General features: G+C 62.9%; 20 protein-coding genes. 11 read left to right on the top strand and 9 right to left on the bottom strand.

The window, feature by feature from the left end:
• The first annotated feature begins 40 nt into the window (after positions 1 to 40).
• A complete protein-coding gene (locus VF662_RS15620) occupies positions 41 to 1,813 on the top strand; it encodes a serine hydrolase domain-containing protein (protein ID WP_464142873.1) in 1,773 nt (590 codons plus the stop codon).
• Between the two features lie 885 nt (positions 1,814 to 2,698).
• Here VF662_RS15620 and VF662_RS15615 read toward each other — a convergent pair.
• Positions 2,699 to 3,859: a S41 family peptidase gene (locus tag VF662_RS15615; RefSeq protein ID WP_464142872.1), complete on the bottom strand. Its 1,161-nt coding sequence runs from the start codon at positions 3,857 to 3,859 to the stop codon at positions 2,699 to 2,701.
• A 439-nt stretch (positions 3,860 to 4,298) separates the two neighbouring features.
• Between VF662_RS15615 and VF662_RS15610 the strand changes: the two genes are divergently transcribed.
• Positions 4,299 to 5,555, top strand: coding sequence for a serine hydrolase domain-containing protein (locus tag VF662_RS15610; protein WP_464142871.1), 1,257 nt, complete (start codon positions 4,299 to 4,301; stop codon positions 5,553 to 5,555).
• Positions 5,556 to 5,562: 7 nt separating this feature from the next.
• Here VF662_RS15610 and VF662_RS15605 read toward each other — a convergent pair whose 3' ends face one another.
• The gene (locus VF662_RS15605) at positions 5,563 to 6,330 is read right to left on the bottom strand and encodes a LytR/AlgR family response regulator transcription factor (protein ID WP_464142870.1); all 768 of its coding nucleotides are present in this window, start codon (positions 6,328 to 6,330) and stop codon (positions 5,563 to 5,565) included.
• A 177-nt stretch (positions 6,331 to 6,507) separates the two neighbouring features.
• On the opposite strand from VF662_RS15605, the gene VF662_RS15600 reads away from it, so the two are divergent.
• The 4 genes from VF662_RS15600 to VF662_RS15585 all read left to right on the top strand — a co-directional run bounded on the left by VF662_RS15600 (position 6,508) and on the right by VF662_RS15585 (position 11,634).
• A complete protein-coding gene (locus VF662_RS15600; protein ID WP_464142869.1) occupies positions 6,508 to 7,605 on the top strand; it encodes a sensor histidine kinase in 1,098 nt (365 codons plus the stop codon).
• Between the two features lie 102 nt (positions 7,606 to 7,707).
• On the top strand, positions 7,708 to 9,627 hold the full coding sequence (locus VF662_RS15595; RefSeq protein ID WP_464142868.1) for a TonB-dependent receptor domain-containing protein: 1,920 nt from the start codon (positions 7,708 to 7,710) through the stop codon (positions 9,625 to 9,627).
• A 2-nt stretch (positions 9,628 to 9,629) separates the two neighbouring features.
• Positions 9,630 to 10,040 (top strand): helix-turn-helix domain-containing protein, encoded by a 411-nt coding sequence (locus tag VF662_RS15590; protein ID WP_464142867.1) that lies wholly within the window; start codon positions 9,630 to 9,632, stop codon positions 10,038 to 10,040.
• 31 nt (positions 10,041 to 10,071) lie between these two features.
• A complete protein-coding gene (locus VF662_RS15585; protein WP_464142866.1) occupies positions 10,072 to 11,634 on the top strand; it encodes a serine hydrolase domain-containing protein in 1,563 nt (520 codons plus the stop codon).
• 213 nt (positions 11,635 to 11,847) lie between these two features.
• Here the strand turns inward: VF662_RS15585 and VF662_RS15580 are convergent, their stop codons facing one another.
• The 3 genes from VF662_RS15580 to VF662_RS15570 form a co-directional block, all read right to left on the bottom strand.
• Entirely contained in the window at positions 11,848 to 12,309 is a 462-nt protein-coding gene (locus tag VF662_RS15580) for a VOC family protein (protein WP_464142865.1), read from the bottom strand.
• Positions 12,310 to 12,539: 230 nt separating this feature from the next.
• Entirely contained in the window at positions 12,540 to 14,012 is a 1,473-nt protein-coding gene (locus VF662_RS15575; RefSeq protein ID WP_464142864.1) for a S41 family peptidase, read from the bottom strand.
• 99 nt (positions 14,013 to 14,111) lie between these two features.
• Positions 14,112 to 15,167, bottom strand: a complete 1,056-nt coding sequence (locus VF662_RS15570) for an AraC family transcriptional regulator (RefSeq protein ID WP_464142863.1) — start codon at positions 15,165 to 15,167, stop codon at positions 14,112 to 14,114.
• 350 nt (positions 15,168 to 15,517) lie between these two features.
• Here VF662_RS15570 and VF662_RS15565 point away from each other — a divergent pair, with 350 nt between their 5' ends.
• Positions 15,518 to 16,984, top strand: coding sequence for a serine hydrolase domain-containing protein (locus tag VF662_RS15565; RefSeq protein ID WP_464142862.1), 1,467 nt, complete (start codon positions 15,518 to 15,520; stop codon positions 16,982 to 16,984).
• Between the two features lie 337 nt (positions 16,985 to 17,321).
• Here the strand turns inward: VF662_RS15565 and VF662_RS15560 are convergent, their stop codons facing one another.
• Positions 17,322 to 17,510 carry a MarR family transcriptional regulator gene (locus tag VF662_RS15560; protein ID WP_464142882.1) on the bottom strand — a complete coding sequence of 63 codons (189 nt, stop codon included), beginning with the start codon at positions 17,508 to 17,510 and terminating at the stop codon, positions 17,322 to 17,324.
• 82 nt (positions 17,511 to 17,592) lie between these two features.
• Between VF662_RS15560 and VF662_RS15555 the strand changes: the two genes are divergently transcribed.
• The 4 genes from VF662_RS15555 (at position 17,593) to VF662_RS15540 (ending at position 20,903) form a co-directional block, all read left to right on the top strand.
• Entirely contained in the window at positions 17,593 to 17,898 is a 306-nt protein-coding gene (locus VF662_RS15555) for a hypothetical protein (protein ID WP_464142861.1), read from the top strand.
• A gap of 469 nt (positions 17,899 to 18,367) precedes the next feature.
• The gene (locus VF662_RS15550) at positions 18,368 to 18,979 is read left to right on the top strand and encodes a nuclear transport factor 2 family protein (RefSeq protein ID WP_464142860.1); all 612 of its coding nucleotides are present in this window, start codon (positions 18,368 to 18,370) and stop codon (positions 18,977 to 18,979) included.
• Between the two features lie 250 nt (positions 18,980 to 19,229).
• Positions 19,230 to 20,453: a PQQ-dependent sugar dehydrogenase gene (locus VF662_RS15545; RefSeq protein ID WP_464142859.1), complete on the top strand. Its 1,224-nt coding sequence runs from the start codon at positions 19,230 to 19,232 to the stop codon at positions 20,451 to 20,453.
• A gap of 195 nt (positions 20,454 to 20,648) precedes the next feature.
• The gene (locus VF662_RS15540; protein WP_464142858.1) at positions 20,649 to 20,903 is read left to right on the top strand and encodes a helix-turn-helix domain-containing protein; all 255 of its coding nucleotides are present in this window, start codon (positions 20,649 to 20,651) and stop codon (positions 20,901 to 20,903) included.
• Positions 20,904 to 20,913: 10 nt separating this feature from the next.
• Here VF662_RS15540 and VF662_RS15535 read toward each other — a convergent pair whose 3' ends face one another.
• From VF662_RS15535 to trpA, 3 genes are all read right to left on the bottom strand, one after another.
• Complete coding sequence (locus VF662_RS15535) at positions 20,914 to 22,230, bottom strand: tyrosine-type recombinase/integrase (RefSeq protein ID WP_464142857.1); 1,317 nt, start codon at positions 22,228 to 22,230, stop codon at positions 20,914 to 20,916.
• Positions 22,231 to 22,442: 212 nt separating this feature from the next.
• Positions 22,443 to 23,342: a serine hydrolase gene (locus VF662_RS15530; protein WP_464142856.1), complete on the bottom strand. Its 900-nt coding sequence runs from the start codon at positions 23,340 to 23,342 to the stop codon at positions 22,443 to 22,445.
• 35 nt (positions 23,343 to 23,377) lie between these two features.
• Positions 23,378 to 24,082: tryptophan synthase subunit alpha (gene trpA, locus VF662_RS15525; protein WP_464142855.1), on the bottom strand; the 705-nt coding region annotated here is incomplete at its 5' end.

The raw sequence follows: 24,082 nt of genomic DNA, 5'->3' as shown, positions 1-24,082 counted from the left end.
CCTGGGGGGCACTGGGAGGCAGGCGGGCCGAAGCACGTTGATGGCGGTGCGCGGAGTGGAGGGCGAACGGAGAAAGATGCGACGGACGACAGAGGACACGTTGCTTTCGCTTACCAAGGTCAGGGTTGCGCTTCTTCTTGCGGCAGGCCTGGTCCCGCTTAGCCCGTCGACTGCCGGTGGATCATACGACAATAACGCAAAATCCTCGGACCGGCATGCGCAAGTTGATGCGATTTTCAATCCGTGGAACAGCACGAAAACTCCCGGGTGCGCCGTAGCTGTGTCCCGTAACGGCTCTCTGGACTATGTGCGGGGATACGGCATGTCCGACTTGGAACACGCCGTGCCGATTGCGCCGCAGTCGATCTTCGCCGTCGCATCCATCTCCAAGCAGTTTACTGCTTTCTCCATCGGCTTGCTGGCGCAGGAGGGCAAGCTCTCCCTCGATGACGACATACGCAAATACGTGCCCGAAATGCCCGATTATGGGCGGGCGATCACCGTCGCCCAGCTAATCCACCACACAAATGGTCTGCGCGATCAGGGGCATCTGCTGAACTTCGCCGGGTGGCGCGGCGACGATGTCGCCACGGAAGATGATGTGCTCTGGGTTCTGCCGCGACAGCGCCGTCTGAATTTCGAGCCCGGCTCCGAGATCGTCTACGGCAACTCGGGTTACACGCTGCTCGGCTTAATCGTGCGCCGTGTCTCCGGCCAGTCGCTGAAGGCGTTCGCGGAGGCTCGTATATTCGGGCCGCTCGCCATGGTGGACACGCATTTCAGTGACGACCACAACGAGGTCGTGCCTCGTCGCGCAATCGGGTACAGCCGGCGTGCGGGCGGCGGGTGGAGCAGGAACGTTCCCCAAATCGAACATTACGGCTCCAATGGATTGTTCACCACGGTGGGCGATCTGCTCAAGTGGCAACGAAACCTGATTGACGGCCGCGTCGGCGGCTCCGCGCTCGTCGCCTGGATGCAGACCTCCGGCACATTGAACGATGGCCTCAAGACCACCTACGGGGGCGGCCTAAGACTGGGGGACTATCGCGGCCTAAGGACGGTGAGCCACGACGGCGTTGATGGGGGCTATCGCGCAGAATCGGTTCTTTTCCCCGATCAGAATCTTGCGGTGGTCGCCTTGTGCAACGCCTCCACAATCGCGCCGGTCGATCTCACCCGCAGGTTGGCTGATATCTATCTTGGAGGGCAGATGCGGTCTCCGGCGCTCGCGCCGACCGTCGCGGCTTCGGACGCCACTGAATCGGCGTTGGCTGGCAACTACTGGAGCGCGGCGACCGATGAGGTGGTGCAGATCGAGTGGAAGGACGGTTCGCTGCGACAGACCGGCAGTCCCACCCCGCTCGTCCGGATCGGCGACGATGTTTTTCGGCCAAGCGACTTGCCTCATGAATGGCGGTTCGTTCGGCCGGCGGCCGGCGCGCCGCCTCACACGCAGCCGGAACTGCGAATCCGGGATGCGTGGCCAACGTTCAGAGTGTTCAGCCGTCTCACGTCGCCGCCGCCGGCCGCTGCCGCCCTGGAGGCATTTCCGGGTCGATATTACAGCGACGAGACCGACATGACTTACACGATACGAGTCTCCGATGGGCGCTTGAGGCTCTCGTGGCCACGCCAATACGATATTCCGCTCGAAGCGGTCGGAGGCGATCGCTTCGTTGGCCCGCGTGGGACTGTGACTTTCAGCCGAACGACGTCCGGCGAAATCGATGGGTTGACCATGAGCGGACGCCGCGTACGCCGGCTGGCCGCGGATCGGGTCGAGAGGCTCGAGGCTGCAGCGCAGCGCTGATCTGAGGTGGCGGGGGGGGGGGCGAACGAACTCAGCTCTGCCATTGCTTTCGGTCCTTGGTTCAATAGCCACTCCGAGCCGACACACCACCCGCGCCGTTCGATGTCAGTGACTGGGCGCCACTCAGCGGCGCCGGAGTTCCATGATGGAGCCTGAAGATGGGGTCCTCATCGAGGAGCCCAGTATCGGCGCGTTCCAGCTGAGAGTCCGCAGCGGCGCAACCGCAATATTCGCCGATGAACCCGTAAGCGCAGGAGGTCCTTCATCAGGGGCCCCAGCGCGAGATTCGCGAAGGCGCTGCCGGCCTCGCACGACCGGTTCGAGTTGCTCGTCCCTGTCGCCACGCAGTCGCTGCTTCCTCGTGGCCGCCTTTCAGGGGGGGGGCACCGTCTCGTCACCGGCTGGGGACGACCACCGTATTTTTGTGAAAACTGGCCAGAGGGGTTGCCCAAGAGGGATATGCAGTCACGCCCTACTTTCCGCCGCGATCACCCTGACCCAACGCGTCTAACTGAGGAGCCTCACTGAGCCGGCCGCCTCCAGCCCGTCCGGACGGGGGGCGGATCGTTCACAGGAGATTGGCAATGATGGTTCGAGGTCCAAAGGATCGCCGCCCGGTGTCCCTGCAGTCCCCAACCGGTGCCGGAGAGGTCTGAGGAGAGTGGGCGCTCCAACTGTCTTCGATCGGCTGCTCGGAGCAGAGTTCTGCGGGACCCGCTTTGGCGCCGGTCCAGCGCGGACGCCACGATGACGTCGCCAAGGTCTCGCACCCACAGGGTGGATCGGCTCCCTGGCGAAGGCGTCGAATAGGCGGCGGCATACAAAATCCTGCCGGACCCGCTGATTTGCGCCAGCGCCTAGATCGACCCCTGGTAGTATTGCCAATTAGACCGCAGGCCGTGGACGTCGCATGGGCCCGCTCGGCTGTACGGAGGCGGAAAGCCTTTCGGCCTCAGCTGGCGCGACGCCGCTCCGCGTGAGGGCCTCGATCAACGCGCGTTGGGCTGGCACGGCAATGTTAGGCTCCACGCCGGTGCCTTCCCAGCCGCGTCCGCTCCGTGGATCGTATGTCCGGCCGACCGGGATGAAGGCGGTGAAGCGTGAGCCAATTGGCTGCGGACCAGTGAGAGCGAAGTTCCCTGCACCGCCAGTTACTTCGCCTATCAGCGTGCCCCGTCCCGCGGATTTCAATGCGAGAGCGAAATGCTCCGCAGCTGATCCCGTACCCTCTGAGGTTAGGACGAGTACCTTTGCATCGAATAGCCGGCGTTCCGACGGATTCGGGGAGACAACATGCTCCATAGTCACCACTCCGGGCTGGGTCGGTGCTGCCCGTCGGCCGAGGGGCCTGGGTCCCGACGCCCTCTGAAGGACCGACTCACGAATGTCCGCCTTCATCACGACGGCCTCTTCCCCGAAAAAGTAACCGAGGATTTCTTCCACTTCGTTAGCCGAACCACCGCGGGTCGTTCGCAAGTCGACTATGACGGTCTTCGCATCCCCGTGGTCGCGCATGAACTTTGCGATTGCCGCTCGCGTTGCGGGCTCACCAGCGAAAAGCGTGAAGCGGATGTAGGCGATTCCCGGGGCCAGCCAGCGCGCCTCTTCGATGTGCTTGCCCGGGCCTGGCTCGAGCGGCGCCGCCGTCTCCTCCTCCTGCGCCCCCCCCACTCGGCGCATGACCATCCGCGGCCCCGGGCCCTGGTCCGCTCCTGCAGGCATCACACGCAGGTGGCCTTCGGGAGCCACGGCTAAGACATCACGAGTCAGAATATCAGCCAGCGCCTGGACGGTTCCAGCACCGTCGTAGGCGCCGCGGCCGGCGGCTGCACGCACGGCTGCCGCGTAGCTGCGGGCCTTGACTGGGTCGACATAGTTCTCCTCCACCAGGCGGGCGAACTCAGCGGCTGTCTCGCGCGCTTCCGCCGCCGTGACCGGGGCGTTCGCCGCCGCCGCCGTCGGCGGCGGCCCGACCGGCGACTGCCCAACAGGAACTAAACCGAGCACCACAGAGACCGCCACCGCGGCCACCTCACCAAATCTCACTGTGCGTCTCCAGGTATATTAGTACTTATATTTATCGCGATGATTGGTGAACCGTGTATGAACGCCGGTGGCCTGTTCGACCCCTTGGCGTCGGGGGTCGCCAGCAGGCTTCAGCATCACCGAGCAGCGGCTGCGCGGCGTGAATCCAGTACCACCGGCCCCTCGTACCACATTACGACAGCTCTTATAGAACACGAAAGCCCAGGCGATTTCCTCGGCATCGCAACCTGTTCCACCGCGCAGCAGCCAAGCGCCTGGCGCAGGTGGACCGCGCGATTGGGCACGCCCGTGGTCTATTCGTTGATGACGTTCGTCGTTCTGCGCAGGCGATGCCTCAACGGGTGGCGCAACGTCGAGCAGACGCGCTAGCGATGGTGATGCAGTCACACTCGACGACGCCATCGCCGCGCGTGCGGGACGTGAATCCGGGGAGGCGCAGATGCAGAGGAATCCGTTAATTTCAGCGAAGCTGATACTCCTGCTTGCGCTTACTGGGCCTCACTCGATTTCGGCGGCGCCGGCGGCCGCTGCTCCCAGTGCTCAAACGAACGGAGTTCGCCAGGCGAATGGGCCCAGCACGACCTCACAAGGCCACAGCCTTCTTGTCGGGCGCGCTGGGACGCGGGCGCGCCCAGTCCGGGCCATCCCTTCCCAGGCTCACGAGACCCGCTCACGGTTACCAGACGCAGTTGATGAGGTTGTGCGTTCGGCCATGGCGGCGGAGCACATCCCAGGTCTGTCACTCACCGTGCTGCGTCGCGGCGAGGTTGTGAGGCAATCCAATTACGGGTTCGCCAACCTGGAACAGCGAACCCATGTCACGGCCGAGACTGCCTTCAGCATCGGTTCGCTTAGTAAGCAGATTATCGCGGCGGGGGTCATGCTGCTTGTGCAGGAAGGAAAAATCGACCTTGATGCGAGCGTCTCCCACTACATAAGCGATGTTCCGGACGCATGGCGCCCAATCACGGCGCGGCACCTCCTCACACACACCTCGGGTCTCGTCCGGGAAGCGCCGGGATTTGACGGCGAACGGGATCAGTCGGTGATGGAGGTTCTCAGAACCGCTTATTCACTCCCGCTCAACGCTCCTCCCGGCGAGCGGTTCGAGTACAGCAACACCGGGTACTTCCTCTTGGCGGAGCTGATCACACGCGTCTCAGCGACCCCGTGGCAAAACTTTATTGATACGAGATTTTTTCGGCCACTAGGAATGATGGCGACCCGCCCGACCAGTCGCGTCGACATCATCCCGCTACGTGCCTCCGGCTACGGCTGGAGGGACGGCAGATTCCAGAATGTGCAGTCCTATCTCGCCCTCCGTCCGAGCGGCGCATTTGTCTCAACGGCCGCCGATATGGCGAAATGGGAGCGATCCATCGTGGCCGGAGCAATCCTCACCCAGCGAAGCCGTGAACTGATGTGGACAGCCGCGCGCCTGAACAATGGCGAGGAGGTGCCTTACGGCTTTGGCTGGCGCCTAGAGCAGGTGAATGGCGTGCGGGAAATTGGTCATGCCGGCGTCCTGCCAGGGTTTCGCGCCTACTACGCCCGCTACCCCGATCAGGATCTCACGATCATAGCCTTGGCGAACGCCAACAACAGCTCGACAGAGCCGACGCGAGTCGTACGCGCGGTTGCTCGAGAACTCATGGCGCAACAGTCGCCGCGGCCAACTAACACTCGAGGGAACTAAGCATGAGTCAAACGCCTGCCGCGATCCGGCTCCTGACTCGAGCGGCGTATTTGCGCCCTACCCGAACTTTCGTGCCAGCGAGAAGCTCAACGTCGAGCACTCCGTAACGGCTACGGTTGACGGAACGCACGCGGTCGATGCGAACGATCGCCGACCTGTGGATCCGTATGAAGGCGTCCGGATCGAGCCGGTTCTCGACTGCCGCCATCAAGCCCAATACCATGAATGAACTCGGACCGCTGTGGATTCTCACATAGTCCTTATCAGCTTCGATCCAGTCGATATCCGAGGCCGCTATCCTGACCCTTCTTGAACGCTGCTGAACCCAGAATTCCTGCTCGTAACCCGACTTGGATCCATTCAGCTGGCGACGCATTTCCGCCACCTTCTCTTGAAGCACAGCAAGCTTTCGTTCGACGTCTCGCGTTTCAAGATCGCGCCGGGCGTTTCGGATCGCCGAAGCCAGGCGCTCGGCAGCAACCGGCTTCAGCACAAAATCAACCGCCCGAACGTCGAAAGCCCGATGGGCGTAGCTATCGAATGCGGTCACGAACACGATAGCGGGAGCGATACCGGCAGGCAGCTTCTCCAAAAGTTCGAAGCCGTCGAGCTCTGGCATCTCGATGTCGAGCAACATCAGGTTCGGGCGTGCCGTTTCAACATTCGCCAGCGCCGCCTGCCCATTTTCGACGACCGCCACGATCTCGGCATCAGCAATTCCGGCGAGTAGACGGATCAAGCGCCTTGCCGCCAGCGGCTCGTCCTCGACGATCATGATACGCAAAGGCATCGAAACCATGTTGGGACTTTGGCCCTGGAAATGGGTAGGTTCGGCCAGACATTGGCATGAAGCCCGTTCGTCGTCTATACGCTGATGACGCCCGCCATTCTGCGCAGGCTTGCCCCCAGGAGGCGGGCACCGAGCGGATCATGCGAACTGAGGGGGAATGGGTTGACCCGGTCGCACGACAGCGGCGAAGCCGCCGCGGCGCAGATTTCGGATGTGACATCGCCAGACCTGCATCGCAAGGTGCTTCTGCTGATCGCGATCTTCAGCATCGTTCATTTTCTGATGCTGACCGCGCGTGTCGCGGTGGTGGAAATGCAGGATCAGCTGCAAATCGCCCGAGCACGCGCCTTCCTTCTGCCGGCGGGGGCGTTGGTCTGCTACGCGATGTTCGGCATTATGCGCAGGCTGCGTGGGATGCGGTTCCTCAAGCAAGCACTTTTCGGTGCCGCACTTTCGATCGTTGCGGCGGTTGTGCACGCGACGATATGGGCGAATTTCCTGCACAACCTCGACGCTGGGAAGGTTCCTTCGCGGACATCCTATGTCCTTTACCAATCCTTTTACTGGTACCTCTTCTATTTCGCTTTCATAACTGCCTACCTGGCCTTGAGCTACAGCATCACGGTACGAGAGCAGGAGCGCTGGGCATCAGCGCTTTTGGCTGAAGCCCAGGAGGCCAAAATCCGCGCGCTGCGGTACCAAATCAACCCCCACTTCCTGTTCAACACACTCAATTCAATCGCAGCCCTGATTGGCGAAGATCAAGCCCAAGCAGAGGCCATGGTTTTGAACCTGTCGGAATTCTTCCGTGCCAGCCTCGCTGTCGAGCCGACCGACGAAGTTCGGCTCAGCGATGAGGCCGCGCTTCAGGCCCTCTATCTCGAAATCGAACGTGTTCGATTTCCCGAACGAGTCTCGGTATCTATCCAAATCCCCGCGGAGCTGCGCGGAGCGTTGGTCCCCAATCTGATCCTCCAACCGCTTGTGGAAAATGCGGTGAGGCACGGTGTTGCACGGTCGGCGTCCAAAACAACCATTACGATACATGCGGCGGCTGTCGACGGGCGGCTCATTCTGTCGGTTGCCGATGATGCGGTTCGAGCTCCAGCGTCTTCACGAGCGCGCAATGGCACCGGTGTCGGCCTCAACAACGTCCGCAACCGCTTGCGAGCGCGCTATGGCGAAGATTGCCTGCTGACTACGGTCGCGGCGGTGCCGAGCGGCTTTCGCGCAGAGATCAGCGTACCACTACGTTTTTGAAGCGACGGTGACCGTCGTCGAGACGCATCAGCCCCTCGTCGATGATGACTTTCCAGTTGCGGCGACAAAATCTCCCCCCTCACGGGACAAGGAGATGCGCTCATGGTTCACCGTTGCATTCGCTGCGCCGTCGCTGTCCTGATACTCGCAACCGCAACACCAGCAGCCGCTCAGCGCGCGAACGAAAATGCCGTAAGCTCGGCGCAAGACGCGTTCGGAAGCAGCGTCGGAAATGAACGGGTTGGCCTCTACAATCCGAGCAGCGCGCGTGGGTTCAGTCCGATCGCGGCCGGCAATGTTCGGATCCAGGGCCTCTATTTCGACCTGCAGGCTCCTTTATCCGATCGCTTGGTTGCCAGCTCGACGATGCGGGTGGGTTTGGGTGCCCAAGGCTATCCGTTCATCGCGCCTACGGGGATAGCTGACTTTTCACTTCGCGTGCCGGGCAGCACTACCGTCCTTAGTACGGCTCTCATCGCCAACACGTTCGGAGGGGTGCGGGTCGAGGTGGATGGAGCTGCCCCGCTCACCGAGAAGATCAGCGTAGCTGGCGGCGGCAGCTACGAACTCGAGCAGCTTCATTATGGTGATGACAGGACCATATTGCAGGCTGCGCTTATTTCACGCTGGCGGCCGAACGAGCAGGTTGAAATTATCCCCTTCTGGAGCATCAACGACAGCACCGAACAAGAAGCCCAGCGTATCGTCTTCACGACCGGGTTTCTGCCCCGAGAAATCGAGCGGCGGCGCCTGCTGAGTCCGGATTGGACCGACAACGAATCCCGCTCCGTCAATTATGGAGTTGCCGGCACCGGGCGCACCGGCAGCTGGACCCTCAACGGCGGCCTGTTTCGGTCACTGGTAGACAACCCATGGACCTACAGCGATCTTCTGCTGGACACGGGCCGGGATGAGATTGGAAACCGGGTCATCATTGCCGAGCGCGATCGGCGGTTCGGGTCCGTATCGGGCGAGCTTCGGGCCTCGCGGCTGCTGGTTGAGGATGAACGCCGGCATATCATCCATCTCACGGCACGCGGCCGCCAACAGAGTCGGCGCTACGGAGGAGGTCAGAGAATCGCTTTTGGAAGGTTGGGACTGGAGGAAGCGCTCGATGTTCCGCGCCCCAGTTTCACCTTCGGCGACCAGTCCCGCGACCTGGTGCGGCAGGGCACAATAGGTATTGGCTATCAGGGTATTTGGCCCCGAGTAGCCGAGCTCAGCCTCGGTCTGCAGAGAACGTGGTATCGCAAATCAGGAAAGACGCCGACAGGTTCGCTGCCGGTGTCCGATGACAGTCCCTGGTTGATGAACGGCACGGTGTCGGTCAACGCCGGGCGGTCACTTGTCTTTTATGCGGGCTATGCGCGGGGTTTGGAGGAAAGCCCGATTGCCCCGGTAAACGCGATCAATCGGGACGACGCGCCGCCGGCAATCCTGACCAATCAAATCGATGCGGGCTTCCGTCTGATCATTCCCGCCAACCTTCGCCTCGTCGCCGGCGCCTTCGACGTGCGGAAGCCTTCTTTCGGGCTCGACAATCTGCAAGTCTACCGCAACCTCGGGCAATTGCGGAATCGCGGGATTGAGGTCTCGTTATCTGGAAGGCCGGTCTCGGAGCTCAACATCGTTCTTGGATTGCTTCTACTCGACTCCCAAATCAGCGGTGATGCGGTCGATCAAGGGCTGGTCGGCCATCGGCCGGTAGATTCTTTCGGTCACTTTGCGAGCGTGGCGATTGACTACAGCCCACCTTGGCTTCCGGGCGCGTCGTTCGACCTACGCTTCGAAAACCATAGCAGTCGTGTCGCAGACCGCCGCAACACGTTTAACATCCCGGGCCGGAATTTTCCTTCGATCGGAGGACGTTACCGGTTCCGGGTTCGTGGCGCGCCCGCCACTTTGCGAGTACAACTCGTCGCGATCACCAACGATTTCACCTGGGCGGTAGCCGGCGAAGGCTTCTTCTACAACATTCCTCGCCGAGCCATTATCAGCCTGGCCACCGATTGGGCGAGCTAGCAATGCGGCCTCGCCGCCAATTACGAAGAGCGGGCGGTGAGGCCTCGTGCTTTATCTCAGCCACGACGCCGGTCGGCCGACAGACCCATTTTGATCGGCTGCGGACGCCTCAGACACCGACAGCAGGCGACGATCTGTCACTGGCGGCAGTCACGGAAGCGATCGGTCTCAGCCCGTTTCACCTGCTGCGCGGCTTCCCGCGTGAATTCGGTCTTTCACCCGCCACCTACGAAAACCTTCTGCGCGTGATGGAGGCGCCCCGGCGTCTGCTAGGCGGCGAACAGATCGCACAGGTCGCGGCCGAGGTGGGGCTTCGTCGACCAAAGCCATTTGACGCGGCATATCCGGAGGGTGATGGGCACGACACCGGAACATTACGCGCAATTATATCCAGGAACAGCATCGGCCGCTAGCCCGGTGCCAATCATGCGTGAGGTGGAGTCAATGCGCAGTTTCATCGTTTCCGCTGTCTTTCTCGCCTGGGGATCCGCGGGATGGGCACAGCCTCCAGCATCCGTGCAAACCTCTGGGAGCCTCGCTCGGCTGGTAGAGCGGAATGCGGCGCTTCCGGCGTTCCTTAACGGAGGCCTCATCGTCACCGAGCGCGGACGTGTCACTTACCGCCACGTAGCGGGGATGGCCGATTTTCGAAGCGGCTCTCGGATCAGCCCGCAGTCGGTTTTCCCGCTGGCTTCGGGAGCGAAGCCCTTCACGTCCATCGCCGTGCTGCAGCTTCGCGACCGCGGCCGCCTGCGCCTCGACGATCCGGTCGTGCGCCATCTGCCCGGTTTCCCCTACGCCGCGATCACGATCCGGCACCTGCTGTCCCACACGAGCGGCCTTCCGAGCCTGCAGCTGTTCGAGCCGCTGATTGCGCAACGGCCGGACCATGTGGTCACCGGCGCGGATCTGGTTCCGGCGCTTCAGGCATGGACGCAGCCGCTTCCCTTCGAGCCGGGCGCGGACTTCCGTTACTCAAACACCAACTACCAGCTGCTTGCCCTGATCGTCGAGCGTATCTCCGGACGGCCCTTTGGCGAGTACGTTCGGGACCGGATCTTCCGACCGGCGGGAATGTTCTCGAGCTACGTGCTTGGGAGCCGCGCCATTAGGCGGCACATCGAGCCTGTCACTCGTCACGTGCTGCCCGTGATGTATAGTACCAAGCCTGAGGACATGCGGCGTCTTGCCTATCGCGACACCCGCATGATGAGGCCATATAGGTACGAGGGCCATAATCTGGGCAGCACTGTTGGGGATCAGAACCTGTTCTCAACGCTCGACGATCTCGCGCGGTTCGACCGGGCGCTGGCCACCGGACGTATTCTTTCTAGGGCCTCGCAGGAGGAAGCGTACACTCCCGTCCGATTCAACGACGGACGCGCTTATATCGAGGCCGAGGAATATACGCTCTACGGCGTCCGCTGCTCCTATGGGCTCGGGTGGGAGGTCTGCCGTCACCCGACACGCGGACGGCTGATAGGCCATGCCGGCTACAGTCGGGGCATCGCAACGATGCTTTACCGGGCGCTCGACACCGGCGCCTTCGTCGCGATGTACGACAACACCGATGATGGCAGCTTTGCGCAAAAATTCGCATCAGTCGTAAACGTTGCGAATGGAGAGGCCCCGCTCGAGCTGACTATCCAACGTTCCCTTACGCGCGAGTATGGCCGGGCTCTCGTCGAGGCCGGTCCAACGGCCGCGTTGATCCTCTACAACCGCTTACGCGGCGACACGGCCCGATGGACTAGTAGCACCGCAGGCATGAACCGGCTCGGCTACGATCTCCTGCGCAACGGGTATCAGACGCTGGCACTGGAGGCGTTCCGGCTCAACCTGATGCTCAACCCGGCCGACGCGAACGTCTACGACAGCTACGGTGAAGCACTTGCCGCTAACGGCCGCCTGGATGAGGCGATCCTCGCCTATCGCCGCTCCCTCGAGATCCAGCCGGCGAACGACTCTGGCCGTGCGGCTCTTTTACGGCTCGAGGCTGCTCGCTAACAGCCCTGACCCCGCGAGCCGTTGGAGCTCACCATCGCGGGCTATTCCGTGATGGCTGTGAGCTTCCGACACGCCCGCCGCGGCGTCGGCTTTCCACCTCATGTGAAGGTGTCCGGCCCAGACAACCGATCGGAGACGCCAGCCGCCTCGCGCGCTGCGATACGGCTCGCTCAGCACCGACAATGCTACCGGCAGTGCCGCGAACCAGGAGTGTCAATCGGCTGGAGGATGAGCCGGGTCCCCTAGGCGCCACGGAGGAAAGCGGCGATTCCTGCCTGCCGTGTAGAGGCAGATGATGTTGCCTGCCGGATCCTTGAGCCGCGCTTCGCGCCAGAGCCACGGCTGATCCTGCGCCGGCGAAAGGACCTCGGCGCCTCCTCGTTCAAGAAGCTCGATGAGGCGATCAACGTCGTTGGTCTCGAAGTAAACGACGGTCCCTGCGGAAGCGGTGCTTCCGTCGACGTGGATGGAGAACGTCGCTCCGTTCGAGGCTTCGAACCGAGCGTATCGAGGAGGGGCTGCGACGATCTGCTTCAGCCCCAAGTCACGATAGAAGGAACAGGAAAGCTCATAATCCTCTGCAGGCACCGTGACCTGGTTGAGCCGCAGGGTAGCCTTCCGGTCTCTAGAGTCACCCGCTACGGCCTTCGGGAGGGCGCGGCTCTTCGACGGCATAAGATGAAACTCCTCGGTTGCCGCTCCGAGTCGCGGCGGCGACCGACCTGATGCATCCTCATGCCAAGTTGAGGTCAAGCGCGGTGTATCGCCGCACTCGATGAGCAGGTTCAGCGCCTCAACGACGCGCTCATCTACAGCTCGGCTGTGGTCGGGCGGACAACCCGCGCTGCGGCCAAGGGAGCGGCGTGCGCACGCCGTGGAGATCGAAGCGTCCGTTGATGCCGGGATCAGCTGAAGCGCTGGGCGGCGCGCTGCATTTGCCGGTCTAAGCATTCGGCGATATCCTCCTGCCGAGTGGCCACATACTCATGCGGTTCCACGCCGCGATCCGGCTGCGGACCTGCCGAGAAGAAACCGATGATTGGAAGATCCACCTCGAAACCCGTAGCCGGGAGCCTGAGGAAGTAGAAGGCGCCGCCATTGATGCCGCGCCTGTTGCCGCCTGTCGTCTCCCCGATTAGCGTGGCAAGGCCCGTCTGGCGCACGGCATTCGCGAACTGGAATGTCGCGGACGAACAGGACGCGTCGACCAGCACGACGATCGGCTTATCGAAGCGGCGGCCTCGGGGCCGCAGGATATCGACATCGGCATCCTCGCGCTGAAGGCGGAAGAAGCCGCTCGAGTCTGGACCGCTCGCCGCTGCTCCCCAGTCGCGGAAGCTGTCGTCCCACGTATCCAGCGCCTGGCGGAGCGCGTCGGGAAGGCGGCGGTAGCGCGTGCGCCGCTCGAACCCCGGCAAGGCTATGTCGCGTTGCACGAGCCGCTCCAGGAGATGCCATCCACAGTCGCTGCCTCCCTCGTTCCCGCGAAGGTCGAGGATCAGACCCCGTGCGCGCTCGTCGATCAGGCGGTCCACGATCCGGTCGAGATAGGCTTGCCAGTCCCATTGCGAATTGAAAGTCACCCAGGTCGGCATCGTGAGCCGCCCGAGATTGTTATGATCGATCTCGAACGTCCAGCCGAGATCGGGCCGCCCTTCCTGGCGCGCGGTACGGAGTTCCTCTTCGGTCAGTGCCCCCAGTTCAATCGAACGGGGCGGTCCCGCCGGAGGTGCCGTGCGAAGCCGAACGATCCCGCTGGCTTCCGGCATGAGCGCGGATCGGAATATATCGAACGCAAGGTAGCGCCCGTGAGAGCGGATGCCAAGTTGGTCCAGTCGCTTACTATCGTTGGAGCCGTCGGCACGTGCCAGCGGCATGAGTTTGGCCAGCAGCTCCCGCGACGTCATCCCGTCCACTGCGAGAATCTCGGTGCCCGGCTGCAGTGGGCTCTGCCCGCCCCTTCCTCCCGTCACGATCATTCGCGCTCCGAGCCATCTGAAGGTGATCGGCAGCCGGTCCCGCCTCGAAAGCAGCGTTTCCTTGATTGCCCGTGTCTGGTTGTTCGGGTTGGGATAGGTATGGCCGCAGCGCACAGCCGCGGTGAGGCGCGTGAGCATCAACCATATTTCCTGCTGCGTGCGGTCGCGTTCCGCCCAGATTTTCGCCCGGTCGATCAGCGCGCCGAAAGCGCCCGGCTGCAGATAACGGTTTAGCCCTGGATGCACGCTTTCATAAGCATGGCGAAGCAGGTCCAGGTCCGATCGAATGGCCGACCCATTCAGCTGCGGGAGATCGGATGCGCCGGCGCGGTGCGGCAGGGACGCCGCGACGATGGCGGCGGCGGAGGCACCAAGAACGGAACGGCGGCTGAGGTTCATGAGACACTCCCTGACGATTGGAGTGCGGAACATGACTACTTGGTGGGTCGCGGTCGCGTCAGAGCACTTCGCAATGGCAATGATTCAAGGGATGAGCCGTTACCGGCTCGACCGGTAGGCGCTGGGCGACTTTCCGTACCGGACTCGAAAGGCGCGGTTGAAGCTCGCCTTTGATCCGAAGCCTGCTTCCAGAGCCAAGGTGAGCAGGTCCGCCTCTCGTCCGCTCCCGATATCCTTGGCAACCGCCTCGGCGCGCAGCGTCGCCAGCGCCGCGGCAAAGCCGCCGGCATGGGCATTCAAAGCGCGCGAAAGGTGGTTCGCGTTCGTGCCCAATCGACTCGCGAGGCCCGGTAGGTCTAGCGAGGGGTCTCGCCACCAGTCGCTCGCTCGGAGTTCCTGCAGCCAGCAGGCACCCTGCGCGGACCAGTCGCGCTCGGGGACGTCGATAATGGCCGGAGCAGGTACGTCCGAGTTTCGCCAGCCGTTCAGGCCCAAGAAGATGCCGAGGATACCGATCAGGACGTAGAAGCCGAACAGGTCGAAGTAGTCGATAGGACGAACCCAAGTCTCGAACAGTTCGTAGCCGGCTTCGGCGACGAGCAGGCCCGCCAGGACGACAAGTCCGGCGCCCAGCCGCCGAGCCGGCGCTGTGCTCCTCCGCCGGTCCTTCAACCAGGTCTCGTATCTTCGCAGCTCACGCCAGGAGCCGGTCGTGTAAGCGGCCATCGATAGGAGAAGAGCTGCGGTAAGAGGCGGTGCGATCAGGGGCTCGTGAATGTTCTCGTCCCACCACCACTTGCTCGCCGTGGGAAAGGTGAAGAGCACGCATTGATACAGGAACTGGCCGGCGGGCAGCGCAAAATGGAAGAGAGGTTCGCGCCGCCTCCCGACGAGTGCTCGTACGTAAAGATAGGCGAGCGGCCCTAATGCGAGCGGGATCGAAAACGGTGCAGCTGTCAGCCAGGGATAGGCATCGTAGAAGCCGGCGTAGCCGAGGACGAACGGAAGCATCATCGATGCCATCACGAGGAGCAGAGCCGCTAGAAAGTGGTTCGCGCGGCGGTTCGCCGGAGCGAGGCCCGCCACGACTGCCAAGAGCACCATCTGCAATGCCAGCACAGCCAGCAAAGTGCTCCAGGCGCCGAAACGGATCATGGCGCCAGCAAGACAGCGGCGACCTGGCCAGTCAAGGCGGCGAAAAGCAGGTATCCAAGCGCGAGGGTTCGATCGGCGGCCACGGCGTAGACTGTAGCGGATAACAGGAGCCGCTCTTGGTGCCATGGGCAAACGCTCGGATCTCGATCGAGGTTGAAGCTCACAAACCAGGCGGCGCGATCATCTTCAAATGAGGTCTCCTCCAAAGAGAAATATAAGCACTCATCAATCGGCTTGACACTGTCAGCGGGACCCGAGCAAATGCCGGATCAACAGTCGGTTTGTTTCGCGTGACGGTTCTCGCTTCTGGGCCTCGGAGGGTTATGTATAAGTGGCATTCTATCTCGCTCGTGTCGACCAGCGCGGTTTCCGGGTTGCTGGCCTGCATCATGCTTGCTGGCGCGACGAGCGCTCCGGCCCAGCCGCCGGCGTACTATGTGACCGCCCCCGCCGTCGATGCGACCGCGGGAGCGGACAAATGGCTTCGCGGCATCATCGATGCAGTGAACAAAGGAGACGAAGCGATCGCCAGCTTCGTTGCTGCCAATCCGAACCTCACGACAGGTCCGGGAGGAGCACCCAACTTTCTTCACCACCTCCTCCTCCTGCGGGAGAAGTCGGGAGGATACGACCTGTTGGAGGTCCGTCGGAGTAGCGACAGCGAAGCTGTCGCTCGGGTTCGCAACAGACTAACTCAGAATGTTGAACAGATATTCCTTGCCGTCGATCCGTCGTCTCCTCATGGGTTCCGAGGATTTGGCACGGAGCGGATTGCGGGCGAAAAGCCGGCAGGCTTCAAGGATGACCGCGAGCGGGTGAAGGCGATCGCGGCTTATACCAAGCGACTTGCCGATGCCGGGCTTTTCTCCGGAGTTGTGCTGGTTGCCAAAGACGGAAAACCAATTTTCGAACGCGCTTATGGTCTGGCGGACCGTGAGAGGCACATCCCCAACAAGCTCGACACTCGCTTTCGCCTTGGCAGTCTCAACAAGATCTTCACCGGTCTCGCAATCGGCCGTCTCGTCGAGCAGGGCAAGCTCAGCTATGATGACCCGCTCGCCAAGTTCATCCCCGACTATCCGGACGCAGAAAGCGCCAAGAAGATCCGGATCAAGCATCTTCTCAGCCACACGTCCGGCCTCGGCAGCTTCTTTCCACCGCTCATTCACAATGCCCAGAAACGCGGCGATGTCAGCGCCGGAATGGGCGTCTTGGAGCGCCGGCCGCTTGAGTTCGAGCCTGGTACCAAGTGGAGCTACAGCAACACCGGAATCCTGCTTCTGGGTCGGGTCATCGAGCTGGTGACGGGGCAGAATTACTTCACCTATATGGAACAGACCATGCTGCGGCCACTCGGGCTTAGCCGCACCGGCTTTCCGGAATATGATGTCGGGGCGCCGGATCTTGCGCTTCCCTATGACAGCGTCCTTTCGAGCAACAACAAGCTCGAGGCGGCGGTACCCAAGATGCGCACCCGGTGGGGCGGACCGGCCGGCGATGCGGCTTCAAGCGCCCGCGACCTCCTGCGCTTCGCCAATGCGCTCGAAGCGGGACAGGTGGTCTCTCGGGATACTTTGCGGATCCATTCCACCCGCAAGCCAGAACTCGGCTCGCCCCGTTATGGCTATGCCATGTCCTTCGATGCCGGCGAGCGAGACGTTTATGGTCATGGCGGCGGAGCGCCGGGCACCTGCTCCCAACTTAGCATCATCAGGGATATGCCGGCGCCATACACGGTGGTCGTCCTCGGCAACAAGAGCGGGTGCCGTGAGATCTTAGATAAGATCTTGAGCAGCATCGCGCCCGTTCCGCATTAGCATCAGCATCATCTGAGCAGGCGCTCCCCCACGATCCGGCGAAGTCCAAGGAGATGGAGCGAAGCGTGTTCCACGCAATGCCGGCCTGGTCATTGAGCTTGTAAGAAGAACCTCCGCTGCCGCCCCTCGTGCGGGCATTTGGCTTGCCCGGGCCATGGCGCGGCATCTGGAATATCAATGGCTGCGGGAACCGGTCGGGAGTTCAGTTGCGACCCGGGTACGGAACGAGCTGGCAGGGTGGGCCCGGTGAGCTGATCCGGTCCCGCTCAACAAGTCCAGTTCGACTAGTGGTACGACCCCTCCGCAGTGCCGGCGCCCCAGCTGTTACTTGGACGGGCTACCGCAGCCAGGGCCGATGCAGCCTGTAGTGCGGGGCGCTGGTCGCGTTAGGCTTCGTCGCCGATATCAGTCCGCGGCGTTGCAGATGCGCGACAGCGCGCTGCACCGAGGTTTTCGGTAACCCTGTGAAAGCTGCGAGCTCGCGGAGACTGAGCGAGACCGCTCGTGGCTGAGGGGCGCCCGACAGGCGCCATAAAGCCAGATACAGAATGTAGGAACTCGGCGACCGGTCGTGCCCGACGAGGTCGGCTCATGGGGGTGACATCTCGATGCTTCTCGCCATGCTGCATCCGGAAGTCGGCGAAGCCGTGTTCTCCCTCGACAACCGGCGCATGCCGCTCTCTCGGACGAAAAGGCCTCGCATTTGCTCGGCCCGATCGAGTGACCGACCGGCGGACGAGGGTGTGCTGCCGTCCCCAGATGACCGCCAGCGTTTCGATATGGTCATCGTCGGCTTAAAGGATGTCCGGCATGACGAAATGTCGGACGCGGCATCGCCGGAGCAGAAGCGGGCGATGCTCGAGGTCCTGAACCGCTGTCTCTCGGGTAGCTCGCTGGGGCGGGGTAAAATTTGAGGCGAGCGCCGCCCCGGCCACTCGCGGACAATTGGCACCTCGCTGCTCACTCAATTGATCTGAACACAAAATGGCGTGACACTCCCGGCACCGGTCCAGGGTGACGCGGAATCGGTCACAGCGCCTGTGGATGCGCGATCGTCCGCTTCACCGCCGTAGCCGAGTAGTGGATGGTCCCGATCGGCCAGCGCGGCCGGTTCCGTTATCCGGCTTGTTCGCCGCCTACCACGCGGGGGGCTGCACGAGGCATCTGGCGAAAGGTGGTCTGCTTTACACGCGAACCGTCGCCTGCTTTAAGACGTCAAGAAGGCGGCAAGCCTGCGGGCCGAACTCTCGGCCCGCTGCGCGTCTCTTCGTGCTCCGCTGCACAGCTATCGAAACATATTAGCCCTTACATTTGTAGTGGAACCGTCTATGGTCTGCCCATTGGTGGAAAATGTTTCCTACCAATTCCGGGAGTGCCGGTGTCGTGACCAGCTTGATGATCTTCCTCGCAAACGGGGCCTTGTTGTCCATGTTCTCGGTCGCCGACCGCGATCTTCTTCAGGGCCAGAGCGGGTCGCAAGCTGTTATCCGGAACGAGGACTCATCGCCGCTGGGAATCTCGGAAGCCTGCCGCGCCTCGCAACGGGGGCAGAGTAGAACCCCGCAGCTTGGGAAGGGAACCGGAGCATCTGAGGGGCAGGGTCGTGGGAGCGAAAGGCCGCACGCAGAAGAGCAGCAAGAGCTGGAACAGCTCAATTCGCGCTGGTTCAAAGCCTACGAGAGGCGCGACAGCAAGGCTCTCGAAGAGATTCTCGCGGACGATTTTGTCGGAAACTACTTCGGACACGCCCGGTCGAAGGCGCAGATCATTGCCTCGACATTGGACCCGCGCCGCAATGTCAAAGAAATCAGCTGGAAGGATCTACAAATTCGCTCGAACGGGAACATGGCGGTCGTGAGTGGCATCTCGACCACTCGGCTGCAACTCGGCGCTGAGCCGGAGACGATCTCGAGCACACGCTATATCGACATTTATGAAAGAAGGAGTGGTTGTTGGCAGGCTGTGGCGGCTCATGTGTCTCCGGTCTCGAATTGATGGTGCCGTCACCCGGTGCCCGTCGGAGGAAGTGTGAGCTTGATTTCGCTGACACCCGATCTGCGAACTTCAGCCGGTCGGGCGCAGTAGCTTCGTTCCACGAGCGCAGCGCCTCGCAGCGTAAGCGACGGAAGTGTCTTTCAACCGATCAGATGGAGCCTTGTTCTCATCGAAGCCAATCCCAGCGACGAGAGGAAGCGAGTTTCGTCAAAGAGGTGCAAGCTAGCCGTGCTGGCGGAAGGACTAGGGCTTGACCAGAACAACGTTCAGAAGAGCGTCGCTGGGCCTGCTCGTGATGACCGGCGCCGCGATGGTCTATGCGCAGGGTGAACGGGAGAACGAGCCCGCGGAGCCCCGCTCCCCAGTTCCCATCGAAAGGGACGTCGTCGCGAGCGGACTGAAGCGGCCATGGGGGCTTGCGTTCATGCCGGGCGGCGGCTTCCTTGTGACTGAAAAGCAGGGCGGCCTCATCCGGATCCAGGCGAACGGGCAGCGAACGAGCGTATCGGGACTGCCCAATGACATCGACATCGAGCGCCGGGAGCGGGGCGACAATTCCGGCCTTTTCGATGTTGTGCTCCATCCTAAGTTTCGTCGTAACGGCGTGCTCTTCATCAGCTATGCCGCCAAGGGGCCGGGCGGCACCGCGACCAAGCTGATCCGTGCAGTGCTTGAAGGAAACGGCTTGCGTCATGTCCAAACGCTCCTGGAGGCCGGGCCGCGGCGGGAGGGACGGTTCCATTACGGCGGCGGGCTTCTGATCGGCCCTGATGAAAAGCTCTACCTTTCGGTGGGCGAACGTCACTATGCCGAGAGTGAAAACCCGCCACTTCCCGTGGCGCAGGATATCACGGACCGACGCGGCAAGATCTACAGACTGAACCTCGACGGCAGCATTCCGCGGAATAATCCTCCCCTCGGCGCCGGCGCCGTTCCGGGCGTTTACGCGATGGGCATCCGAGCGACGCAGGGCTTTGCGCTTCAGCCTAGCGGAAGGCGCATCTGGTTCTCAGAACATGGCACCATCGGCGGGGATGAGGTGAACATCCTCAGGCCTGGAGCAAATTATGGTTGGCCCAACCGCACCTCGGGCGGCTACCGGAGCCAGGGCTATGCGCCTCCTTCGCGTCCTGGCGTTACGTTCACGGATCCGCAGCATGTTTGGACCGGACGGACGGTCGCCCCCACCGGCTTGACCTTCTATAGTGGCACGGCGTTCCCGGAATGGCGCGGCGACCTCCTGGTAGCGGGGCTCAGGCGAGGCTATCTGATGCGTCTCGACGTCGAGGGGGAGGATGTACGCGGGGTCGAATATCTGCTGGAGGATGCACCTGTTCGGCTTCGTAACGTGAAGCAGTCGCCCGACGGCCAGCTCTATGTTCTTACCGATGAGGACGACGGAAAGCTCATCCGGCTCGTGCGCGGCGGCGATGGGCCGCCGCGGGCGATGGAGGCGCGCAACAAGACCTTGTAGTTGGGGCCGGAGATGCGGGTGCGGGCGCGGTTCCTCAAGGGGGAGGAGATGCACCTACCCCGCCGCCCCTGCGTGCTCTGTGACCTTCAGCTCAGTGGCTAGAACCAGACGGCCTTCGCAAGGAGCCGACATTGCGCCGAGGAACGCCTCGATGCGGCGAAAGCGTACTGCGCTTGAGGGCGGCCGCGCGCGATTATGGTAGGCATGGATGACATAGGCGCGCACCACCCGAACCGTTCGAAGTTTGAAATCTCTACCGGCACATCAGCCTCTCCGGAACCGCTCGCCGTTCGGATCGCTGATGCGTGTCGCCTCACCGGGATCGGCCGGTCGAAGTTGTACGAGCTAGTCGGAGCCGGCGAAATCGAGGTGATCAAGGTGGGCGCAATCACGCTCGTCCCGATGAATAGTCTTCGGCTCTTCATCCAAACGCGCCGGCGCCTGCCGTAACGCTGGGAATTCAGGCGGCCTCATCGAGGATCGGATCGCGGGGCGAACCGCTGGTCGGTTGGACGATGGGAATGATTGCTCTGGCGGCGAGTTCCTCCAGCCCTTCGGTAATCCACCTTCCGTAATGCCGCTCGATCATGACCACGCTCGTGTCGTGAAGGGCAGCGACCAGTCTGATCGGAAGATTGGTGCGGATCGCCCTCACGATCGATGAATGACGCAGGGCATATGGTATTTTTCCTGGCAGGCCTGCACTGGCGGAAGCCGAATGCCACGGGCGGAGCATCTCGGACGGCGAGTACCAAGGGCCGCGGCTGACCCGCTGCCAGTTGGTCGGGCTAATTTGTACATGGCGCCACCGGCAGAGGAGCGGCTCACTGGGATCCCGTCCCTTGACGGCGGGCTCCAGGGCGGCGAGAACGTCATGGCCTACCCGAACCGCTATGTAGCTGATCCGCTTTGCCTTGCCCTTGCGGCTGGCAGGCATCATGATCCTGGAAAGCTCAGGCTGCACGTCCTCCACCCGCAGGCGTTTCACCTGGGCGAACCGCGCCCCCGTCGCCGCCATCACCAGGACCAGCCGGCCAAAATCGCCGGTCTCATCCTGCTCCATCGAGGCCTGCACGATTGTGCGCACCTCCTGGTCCGTCAGCATTTGGGCCTGATAAGATTTAGGCTCCGTCGGCACTTCCTGCGGAGGGCTCCTGAGTCCGATCCGAACAGTCTCCGCGAAATCCGCCGGGAGACCTCTCCTGTTCTCGACGTAGAAAGCGTTGAGGGCTGCTTTGAGGTCACTGGAGAGACGCTGCACGGTCGCGGGTGTGAATTCCGGCTTCAACCGCTTCCGCCAAGCCCGGAGCGCGGCATCTGTAAGCTGGTGCAGCGGAAGGTCGGCCAGGGGATCGTCGAAGACATAACGTCCTAGTCTTCGGGAGGCGTCGGACCGGACAGGTCGCTGCTCCCGCGCCCGGTCGCGCGCGTCGCGCATCGCGATATACTGCTCGACCGCCGTCCGAAGAGTTGCCGCCGTTCCGCCGCCCGCAGCCTCGACAGCCTCTCTATATCCGGTGACATGTTCCCGCGCCCGCTTGGCCGCGGCTTCGAAGCTGAGAGATCCTTCGCATATGGCATCGTCAGCCGTGCCCAGCGTGACCTGCCGATACTTCTGTCCGCCGGTGTACCATCGGACGAGCCAGCGGCCGCCCCGCGCGCCTTTGCGATAGCCAAGATGAACGTCCGGATCGATCGCGCGCCAGTGAGTGCCGCGCGCGAGCTTGTCTCTCGCGCTGCGCGTGGTAAGCTGAGACTCGGTAAGTGACTTTCCCACCTCTGCCCAACCCGTCAAATATACGTCAAATATACAGCCGTGTACGTGCCCGGACTAAGATGAACCTATATTACGAGAAACGGCTTTTTTCAAGCACTTCTACGGACGGGGGTGGACGCAATTCCTTCCACGGGATCGACTTTCACGGCTGAAACACGGGTTCAATTTCCGTGGGGGTCACCATTCTTCCAAATTCGCGCCCGGTTGGCACCTCAATTGACGAGAGCGGGCGAGCGGTCCGGCGTGTGGACGGTGGAAGTACCCGCGCTCGGAACCGCTGGATAGCGCCCCTGGGGATCGGCCGGCTGGTCCGCTTCGAAGCCGTCGTAGATCATCCGCGCAGCGGTTGCGATCACGGCAGGACGGTTCTCGCCGCCGCGTGCGAAGAAGGCGACGGCGATCCGGCGACCCGTGGGCGAGGTCAGGAAGCCGACGTCGCCGGTATAGCCCGACAGCGTGCCGGTCTTGTGCTCCACGCGCGCGCCCGGCGGAAGGATGCCGCGGATCCGGTTCGAGCCGGTGCTGCAGCGGCGCATCATGTCGAGGAGGAGGAAGCGGCTCTCGGGCTTCAGCGCAGTGCCACCGTCGATCACGCGCAGCAGCCCGAGCATCGCGGTCGGAGTGCTCGAATCCCTGACGTCGCGAAGGTCGCGCCGGTCGCTGAGCAGCTGCGCGATCGTCCGGTCCACCCGAATGCCGGCGAGGCCGTTCGTCCGCAGCCACTGGTTCACTGCCCAGGGCCCGCCGAGAGCGGAGATGAGCAGGTCGGTCGCGCGGTTGTCGCTGCGCGTGATCATCGCGTCCATCAGCCTGCCCGCGGTGCTTGAGCCGATCTCGTCCTCGAGGCTGCGGCGGCCCGCATCCACCTCGGCCAGATAGGCGGCGGCGACCGCGATCTTCATCGTGCTCGCCATCGGGAAGGCCTGATTGCCGTTGAAGCTGATCGTCCTGCCGGTCGAAAGGTCCATCGCCGCGATCCCGTATTCGCCCGGATTCTCGGCAGCCATCGCGCTGAGGCGCTGCTCGAGAAGCTGGAGCTTCGGGGACGTCTCGGCCGCGGCCGGCTGGACGAGAAAAGCGGCAAGCCACGCAAACAACACGGCAAATCTCATTCGCACACTCCTGCGATCGATTCGGGAAAGCGCTTCTACGCCTCTCCGGCGCTCGTGACGAGCGGCGGCGGCATCTGTGCCGACGAGCGCGTGGCCTCCTTCATGGCCGCGACGAACGCGCGCACCGCGGGCGCGGGATCGGCTTCGGCCTCGATGAGCTTCACGATCGCCGAGCCGGAGATGACGCCCGCGGCGCCGGCTTCCAGGGCTGCGCGGACATGCTCCGGCCGGGAGATGCCGAAGCCGAGCACGGGGGGCGCCGCGTCGAAATTCCGGAGCGACTGCAGCAGCGCCTCATGATTGAGCGCCATCTCCGTTTCCGTACCGGTGACGCCGGCGCGGGCGACGCAATAGGTGTAGCCTCGGCCGAGCTCGGCAACCCGCCGGAGCGTGTGCTCGGGCGTGTTGGGGGCGGCGATCAGCACCGGATCGACGCCATGCATGCCCGCGGCGGCAGCGAACGGCTCCGCCTCCATCACCGGCGCGTCGGCCACGAGCACGCTGTCCACGCCCGCTGCGGCGCAGGCGCGGTAGAAGGCGTCGCGGCCCCGCGCCAGGACGAGGTTCGCATAGGTGAGCACGCCCACCGGCACCTCCGCGTGGCGGGAGCGGAAGGCGCGAAGGATTTCGAAGCAGGCGGCGGGGGTGGCGCCGCCGGCAAGCGCCCGGTCGGCGGCAGCCTGGATGGTGGGGCCGTCGGCGATCGGATCGGAGAAAGGGATGCCGACCTCGATCATGTC

The organism is Allosphingosinicella sp., assembly GCF_036387215.1.
GTDB lineage: Bacteria > Pseudomonadota > Alphaproteobacteria > Sphingomonadales > Sphingomonadaceae > Allosphingosinicella.
This window is presented reverse-complemented; position numbering and strand designations above follow the sequence as displayed.

What these genes read in the sequence shown, in the direction of transcription:
- VF662_RS15620 (WP_464142873.1), top strand. Translation starts at nt 41, where the DNA reads ATGGCGGTGCGCGGAGTGGAGGGCGAACGGAGAAAGATGCGACGGACG.
- VF662_RS15610 (WP_464142871.1), top strand. Translation starts at nt 4,299, where the DNA reads ATGCAGAGGAATCCGTTAATTTCAGCGAAGCTGATACTCCTGCTTGCG.
- VF662_RS15605 (WP_464142870.1), bottom strand. Translation starts at nt 6,330, where the DNA reads ATGATCGTCGAGGACGAGCCGCTGGCGGCAAGGCGCTTGATCCGTCTA.
- VF662_RS15595 (WP_464142868.1), top strand. Translation starts at nt 7,708, where the DNA reads ATGGTTCACCGTTGCATTCGCTGCGCCGTCGCTGTCCTGATACTCGCA.
- VF662_RS15590 (WP_464142867.1), top strand. Translation starts at nt 9,630, where the DNA reads ATGCGGCCTCGCCGCCAATTACGAAGAGCGGGCGGTGAGGCCTCGTGC.
- VF662_RS15585 (WP_464142866.1), top strand. Translation starts at nt 10,072, where the DNA reads ATGCGCAGTTTCATCGTTTCCGCTGTCTTTCTCGCCTGGGGATCCGCG.
- VF662_RS15580 (WP_464142865.1), bottom strand. Translation starts at nt 12,309, where the DNA reads ATGCCGTCGAAGAGCCGCGCCCTCCCGAAGGCCGTAGCGGGTGACTCT.
- VF662_RS15575 (WP_464142864.1), bottom strand. Translation starts at nt 14,012, where the DNA reads ATGAACCTCAGCCGCCGTTCCGTTCTTGGTGCCTCCGCCGCCGCCATC.
- VF662_RS15570 (WP_464142863.1), bottom strand. Translation starts at nt 15,167, where the DNA reads ATGATCCGTTTCGGCGCCTGGAGCACTTTGCTGGCTGTGCTGGCATTG.
- VF662_RS15555 (WP_464142861.1), top strand. Translation starts at nt 17,593, where the DNA reads ATGCTTCTCGCCATGCTGCATCCGGAAGTCGGCGAAGCCGTGTTCTCC.
- VF662_RS15540 (WP_464142858.1), top strand. Translation starts at nt 20,649, where the DNA reads ATGGTAGGCATGGATGACATAGGCGCGCACCACCCGAACCGTTCGAAG.
- VF662_RS15530 (WP_464142856.1), bottom strand. Translation starts at nt 23,342, where the DNA reads ATGAGATTTGCCGTGTTGTTTGCGTGGCTTGCCGCTTTTCTCGTCCAG.